Source organism: Rhizobacter sp. P5_C2, from assembly GCF_054049715.1.
In genome coordinates, this window is sequence record NZ_JBFULV010000082.1 from 23,486 (window position 1) to 29,921 (window position 6,436).

The 6,436-nt window shown below is 67.9% G+C and carries 8 protein-coding genes; 3 read left to right on the forward strand and 5 right to left on the reverse strand.

Annotated elements, in window-relative coordinates:
- The first annotated feature begins 3 nt into the window (after positions 1–3).
- Complete coding sequence (locus ACXJLU_RS24770) at positions 4–1,077, forward strand: Fic family protein (protein WP_457335558.1); 1,074 nt, start codon at positions 4–6, stop codon at positions 1,075–1,077.
- A 110-nt stretch (positions 1,078–1,187) separates the two neighbouring features.
- Here the strand turns inward: ACXJLU_RS24770 and rraA are convergent, their stop codons facing one another.
- Both rraA and ACXJLU_RS24780 read right to left on the reverse strand, forming a co-directional pair.
- Positions 1,188–1,691 (reverse strand): ribonuclease E activity regulator RraA, encoded by a 504-nt coding sequence (gene rraA / locus ACXJLU_RS24775; protein ID WP_457335560.1) that lies wholly within the window; start codon positions 1,689–1,691, stop codon positions 1,188–1,190.
- Positions 1,688–2,170: an Lrp/AsnC family transcriptional regulator gene (locus ACXJLU_RS24780; protein WP_073465367.1), complete on the reverse strand. Its 483-nt coding sequence runs from the start codon at positions 2,168–2,170 to the stop codon at positions 1,688–1,690. The genes rraA and ACXJLU_RS24780 overlap by 4 nt, the downstream gene beginning before the upstream one ends.
- A gap of 123 nt (positions 2,171–2,293) precedes the next feature.
- Here ACXJLU_RS24780 and yedA point away from each other — a divergent pair, with 123 nt between their 5' ends.
- Positions 2,294–3,196 carry a drug/metabolite exporter YedA gene (gene yedA, locus ACXJLU_RS24785; protein ID WP_457335562.1) on the forward strand — a complete coding sequence of 301 codons (903 nt, stop codon included), beginning with the start codon at positions 2,294–2,296 and terminating at the stop codon, positions 3,194–3,196.
- Here yedA and ACXJLU_RS24790 read toward each other — a convergent pair.
- On the reverse strand, positions 3,193–3,711 hold the full coding sequence (locus ACXJLU_RS24790; RefSeq protein ID WP_457335564.1) for a GNAT family N-acetyltransferase: 519 nt from the start codon (positions 3,709–3,711) through the stop codon (positions 3,193–3,195). The genes yedA and ACXJLU_RS24790 overlap by 4 nt on opposite strands.
- A gap of 89 nt (positions 3,712–3,800) precedes the next feature.
- Here ACXJLU_RS24790 and ACXJLU_RS24795 point away from each other — a divergent pair, with 89 nt between their 5' ends.
- Entirely contained in the window at positions 3,801–4,643 is an 843-nt protein-coding gene (locus ACXJLU_RS24795; RefSeq protein ID WP_457335566.1) for an AraC family transcriptional regulator, read from the forward strand.
- Positions 4,644–4,652: 9 nt separating this feature from the next.
- Here ACXJLU_RS24795 and ACXJLU_RS24800 read toward each other — a convergent pair whose 3' ends face one another.
- Together ACXJLU_RS24800 and ACXJLU_RS24805 are read right to left on the reverse strand one after the other, a co-directional pair.
- The gene (locus ACXJLU_RS24800) at positions 4,653–5,195 is read right to left on the reverse strand and encodes a hypothetical protein (RefSeq protein WP_457335568.1); all 543 of its coding nucleotides are present in this window, start codon (positions 5,193–5,195) and stop codon (positions 4,653–4,655) included.
- 97 nt (positions 5,196–5,292) lie between these two features.
- On the reverse strand, positions 5,293–6,436 hold a 1,144-nt coding region (locus tag ACXJLU_RS24805), incomplete at its 5' end, for a thiamine pyrophosphate-dependent enzyme (RefSeq protein ID WP_457335570.1).

Genomic DNA, 6,436 nt, shown 5'->3' on the forward strand with positions numbered 1-6,436 from the left:
CGCATGTTCGATCGCAACACGCCCTTCAACGATCTGCCGCCGCTGCCTCCGGCAACAGCGCTGGAAACGACGGCCGTGCTGCGCAAGGCCATCACCGCGAGCCGGGCGCTCGCCGAGCTGAAAGGCATGGCCGAGCGCATGCCCGATCAGGCGATGCTCCTCGACAGCCTGGTCCTGCAGGAAGCGCGAGCCTCGTCCGAGATCGAGAACATCCTGACGACGAATGACGAGTTGTTCAAGGCGGCATCGGATGAGTCCTTGCCTGCCAGCCCCGAGGCCAAGGAGGTGCTGCGCTACCGCCAGGCGTTGAACCACGGCTTCCGGCAGATCGGCACGCGGCCCTTGGCGACCGGCCTGTTCATCGAGATCGCACAGCTCATCAAGCAAGCGGACTTCAGCGTCCGCCGCACGCCCGGAACGCGCATCGCGAACGGCCGAGGCCAGACGATCTACACCCCGCCGGAAGGCGATGGCGTCATCCGCGACAAGCTGCGAGAGCTCGAGAACTTCATGCACGCCGAAGACGGGCTCGATGCGCTGGTGAAGATGGCCTTGATGCACTACCAGTTCGAAGCCATCCATCCGTTCCCCGACGGCAACGGGCGCACCGGCCGCATCCTGAACATCCTCTACCTCGTCGACTGCGGGCTGCTCACTCAGCCGGTGCTCTACCTGTCTCGCCACATCATCGATCACAAGGCCGCCTACTACGAAGGCTTGCGCCGCGTGACGGAAGAAGGTGCCTGGATCGAGTGGGTGCTGTACATGCTCGATGCGGTCGAGCAGACCTCGCTCCGCACCCGGCAACAGATCATTGACATCCTCGCGTTGATGGAATCCGTGCGGGAGCGCGTTCAACGCGAAGCGCCCGGCGTCTACAGCAAGGACCTGATCGAGCAGGTCTTTCGCCAGCCGTATTGCAAGATCCAGTTCCTGGAGCGTGCCGGCCTTGGCACCCGGCAGACCTGCGCCAAATACCTGCGCGAACTGGAACGGCTCGGCGTGCTGAGCGGTCAGAAGATCGGCCGCGAGGTGTACTTCATCAACGAACCGCTGTTCGGGCTGCTGACCCGGTGACGGCGCGTTAACATGTTAAATTAATCGAGTTTTTTTAACACGTTTCAGGAACATGTTCGCCGCGGCGACATGTTCTACGGCGCCGGCATGTTCTACGGCGCCGGCATGTTCTACGGCGCCGGCATCACCACGATCCCGTCCTCATCCGCATAAAGCCACTCGCCCGGCCGCACCCACACGCCCTGCACCTGCACCGGCACGTCGCGCTGGCCTTCGTTGCGCTTCTCGGTCGGCAGCGGCATCAGCGCCAGCGCGCGGATGCCGACATCGCAGACGGCCAGTTCCGCCACGTCGCGCACGCAACCGTCGACGACCAGCCCGGCCCAGCCGTTGCGCGCCGCGGCGGCCGCGAGGTTGCCGCCGACCAGCGCGCGCCGCAGCGAGCCGCCGCCATCGACCACCAGCACCCGGCCCTGCCCCGGAGAATCGACGGCCGCCTTCACCAGCGAGTTGTCCTCGAAGCACTTCACCGTGCTGACCGGCCCGCTGAACTTCGGCCGGCCGCCGAAGTCGCGGAACACCGGCGGCAGCACGCGGAACGCGCCGTCGGTGTCGTTCTTGTGCGCATCGCACAGGTCGCAGGTGGCGAAATCGTTCGCGTGGTCGGCGCTCATGCGGTCACTTTCTTGATCGGTGGCTTCACATCTTCGCGGCGCGGCGGCAGCATCGTCTGGTGCTCGCGCGGGGTGTTCAAGATGATCGCGGTCGAGGTTTCGGTCAGCAAGCAGAACTTCGTGACGACGGCGTCGAGGTGGGGCACGTCGATCACCGCGATCTCGAGCAGCCAGCTGTCCTCGCCGGTCACGTTGTAGGCGCTGACCACCTCCGGGCTCTGCTGCACCAGCTTCACGACCCGCGCGTACTCCGCGCGGCCCACGCGCACCATCGCGCGGATGCCATAGCCGAGCTTGCCGAGATTGACCGTCGCGCGGTAGCCGGTGATCACGCCGGCCGCTTCGAGCTTGCGCACCCGCTCGGTCACCGCCGGCTGGCTCAGGTGCACGCGGCGGCCCAGCTCGGCCATCGTCAGGCGCGCATCGGCCTGCAGCTCGGCCAGGATGCGGGTGTCATGGGCGTCGATTTCAGCGTTCAAGGCAAACCCTCCGAAAGTCCATCAAACATAGCATGCGTTGCGTCGATCGACCTTGTGTTTCGCCTTCCAATGCGCCGCGCGCCTTCGTACGATGTCGACCTGATTTCTGCATCGAGTTCCCACATGTCCGCTTCATCACCCACCGCCGCCGTGCAGCCCGATCGCGGCCCGCAGGCGCTGATCCTGCTGTGCCTGGCCGCCACCTGGCTGGTCTGGGGTTCCACCTACCTTGCGATCAAGTTCGCGCTGGTCAGCTTCCCGCCCTTCCTGCAGATGGGCTCGCGCTTCCTGTTCGCCGGCGTGCTGCTGATGGCGTGGATGCGCTGGCGCGGCGCACCGTGGCCGAACCGCGTGCAATGGCGCAATGCCCTGGTTGTCGGCGCGCTGATGCTGGGCGGCGGCATGGGCTGCACCGCCTATTCGGAGCAGACCGTGGGCTCGGGCCTGGTGGTCGCGTTCATCGCGGTGGTGCCGTTGATGATCGCGGGCCTGAACCTGCTGTGGCGCGTGGTGCCGAGCCGCATCGAACTGCTGGGCATCGCGATCGGCCTGGCCGGCGTGCTGATGTTGACGCAGGGCGCCGGCTTCCAGGCCTCGCCGGTCGGGCTGGCCGCGATCGCGACGGCCTGCGTCACCTGGTCGATCGGCAGCGTGCTCAGCCAGCGCAGCCTGCCCCTCGCGCCCGGTGCGACCGGCTTCGCCAGCGAGATGATCTGCGGCGGCGTGGTGCTGTTGCTGCTGGCGGCCGTCACCGGCGAGCAGATGCAGTGGCCGCCCGAGCCGAAGGCGGTCGGCGCCTGGTTCTACCTGGTGGTGTTCGGCTCGCTGATCGCGTTCAACGCCTACATGGTGCTGCTGTCGAAGGCCAGCGCCGGGCTCGCGTCGAGCTACACCTTCGTGAACCCGGTGATCGCGATGCTGCTGGGCGTCGCGGTGGCCGGCGAGACCGTCACGCACTACGAGTGGACCGCCGCGGGCGTGGTGCTCGCGGGGGTGGTGTTGCTGCTCTGGAAGAAGAGCCGCTAGCCGATCGGCTTCTCCATGATCACCAGGTGAATGCCCCGATATTGCGGTGGCAATCGGTCGCTCGTCGAGGTGATGCGCTCCCCCACCCGCCTGAAGCCGAACCTGCCGTAGTGGCGGATCAGTGCGGTGCTCTGCGCCCAGGTGTCCAGTCGCAGCACACCAAGGCCCAGGCGATGCACCTCGCGTTCGCACCAGTCCAGCATGGGCGCGAACAGCTGCCGGCCCTTCCATGCCTGCCCGACGATGATGCGATTGATGTAGCGGGCCGATTCCGGCGCCAGCCCCTGCCACATCTCACTGTCCATCAGCGATGGCGGACAGAAGCTGAAGATGCCCGCCACCTGGCCGTCCAGCACCAGCGCGTACTGGCAGCGCTCGGCGATGTCCTTCTCGACGACGGCGAGGTCCAGGTCTTGCCAGGACGGGTGGCCGCCTTCGCGTTGGAACCTGATCGCCTCGTGATAGAGCGCCTCGATGGTGGGAATGTCGTCGACACTCGCGGGTCGGATGTGCATGAGCTGCGGCAGGAAGCTGGAAAGCTGCCACTGTGACGAGGCGTGCCGCCGACGTCTTGTACCGTTGTAAATCGCAAAGGGCCATCGAGATGCAGGCAGACGCGCCGGCAGCTTCAGACTGGGTGCAGTACCGGCCGGCCGGCGCCGCGGGCGTGACGCTGATGCGAGCGCACTTCACCGATCACGCGTTCGAACGGCACAGCCATCCGGAGTACGGCATCGGCCTGACCGGCAGCGGCGTGCAGACCTTCAACTGCCGGGGCACGACCCAGACCAGCGTGCCCGGCGACGTCATCCTGCTGAACCCCGACCAGGCCCACGATGGCCTGCCTGGCCAGGCCGGCGGTTATGGCTATTGCATGCTGTACGTGGAGGCGGATGTGCTGCCCGGCGTCTTGCAGCGCGCCGCCGGGATCCAGGGCAGCCGTTACTTCCGCGAACCGGTCATCCACGACCCCCAGGCGGCCGCAACGCTGCACCGCGCGATCCTCGCGACCGGCCAGCCGCAGGAATCGATGCGAGGCGAAGTGCTGCTGATGGAGGCTTTCGTGCAACTCCTGCTGCGGCATGGCGAATCGCCCAGAACCGCGCCGCCGCCGGTGCACGCAGGGCTGAAGCGGCTCCAGCGCGTCAGGGACCACATCCGGGCGAACGCCGATCGAGACCTGTCGATCGGTGAACTCGCCGTCGAGGCTGGCGTGTCGCGGGTCTACCTGAGCCGCGCCTTCGCCCAGCACTTCGGCGTGCCGCCGCACCTCTACCTGAACGCAGTCCGGCTCGCGAAGGCCCGCAAGCTGCTGTTGCAAGGCCGGGCATTGGCAGAGGTGGCCGCAGCCGTGGGCTTTGCCGACCAGAGCCACTTCACCCGTCGATTCAAGGGCGCGACCGGGTTGTCGCCCGGCGCGTGGCTGAAACAGATGCGGCCGGCGTAGTGTTGCGGGTCAGCGCCGCCACAGCGTGAAGCGCTTCAGTTCACGCGTGCTGACGGCGGCCAGCAACTGCGCTTGATCGAGCGGGCCCAGGTGCTGGGCCATCGCATCCAGCAACTTGGTCGGCACCGCCTGCGCGTTCGAGACGGCCAGCGCATCGACGTCGCTGTCGGGCTGCGTCATCAGCACGAAGAACAGGTCTTCGCCGAGCGGGCCGTCTTCGGTGGTCAGCACGTCGACCTGCCGGATGTCGGACCAGGCCAGGCGCCGGGTCGACGGCTCTTGCGGATCGTCGGGCAGGCCGCTGCGGTGCACCAGGCCCCACGGACTCACGTCCAGCGTGTCGTAACCCGGCACCGCGACCTGCCGGCGCTGCGAACGCAACAACGGCGGCAACAGGCTCAAGGCCAGCAGCAGCGCCCCCGGCCACCAGCGCGCCTGCCCGGCCCAGGCCACCGCCAGCCACACCAGCGACACCGCGAGGCAGGCCCGCCACACCCAGCGCTCTGCCGGCGTCGGTGCCGGCGTGGGATTGACGGGAAGCACTTTGTTCATCGTCGGCAATATATCGTTGGTATGACACCGCGGGTATGACATTGTCTTGAACAAGTCATCTGACAGACGCTTTCACCCTCTGCGCCGCTCGGGCTTGTCATGCGTGACCGAGTCGCTTCTGCGCCGCCTCGCGGATCGCCTGCAGGCTGCTGCGGCTGGTGCTGACGTTCGCATCGAGCTTCAGGTGCAGCAGCGTCGGGCGGCCGCTGGCCAGCGCGGCGGCGAACGCCGGCTCGAAGCCCGCGGTGTCCGAGACACGCGCCGCGCGCCAGCCGAAGGCCTCGGCCAGCGCCGCGAAATCCGGGTTGAACAGGTCGCTGCCGCTGACCCGCCCGGGGTACTCGCGCTCCTGGTGCATGCGGATCGTCCCGTAGGTGCCGTTGTCGACGACGACGCTGATCAGCCGCGTCGCGCCGTAGCCGGTGGCGGTCGCCAGCTCCTGCCCCGTCATCAGGAAATCGCCATCCCCGGCGATGTTGACGACGGTGCGTTCGGGATACAGCAGCGCCGCGGCCACGGCGGCCGGCACGCCATAGCCCATCGCACCGGCCGTCGGCGCGAGTTGCGTGCGGCCGGCGTGCTGCAGGCCGTGATAGCGGCAGAAGCGGTGCAGCCAGCCGCTGTAGTTGCCGGCGCCGTTGGTGTAGACGGTGTCGGCAGGTGCCAGGCGCTGGATGGTCTTGATGACCTCGGCCATGTCGAGCGGCTCTACCGTGGCGGCGACGTGGTTGGCTTCGTAGTCGGCATGCGCCGCCGCCGTCCACTCGCCCCAGGCCGGTTGGGTCGGCGCGGCCAGCGCTTCCAGCGCCTTCGCGGCGGCGGCCATCGATGACTGCAGCAGCAGGTCGGCCGCATAGACGCGGCCCAGTTCCTCCGGCCCGGCGTGGATGTGCACCAGCTTCTGCAGCGGCCGCGGCGCCTTCAGCAGCGTGTAGCCGCCGGTCGTCATCTCGCCGAGCCGCGCGCCGATGGCGATCACCAGGTCGGCCTCGCCGACACGCCGCGCAAGCGCCGGGTTGATGCCGATGCCGACATCGCCGGCGTAGTTGGCATGTCGGTTGTCGAACAGGTCCTGGAAGCGGAACGCGCAGCCGACCGGCAGGTTCCAGTTCTCGGCGAAGCGCTGCAGCGCGGCGCAGACGGCCGCATCCCAGCCACTGCCGCCGGCGATCACGAACGGCCGCTCGGCGGCCATCAGCAGCGCGCGCAGGTCGCGCAGGCCGCCCGGTGCCGGCCAGGCG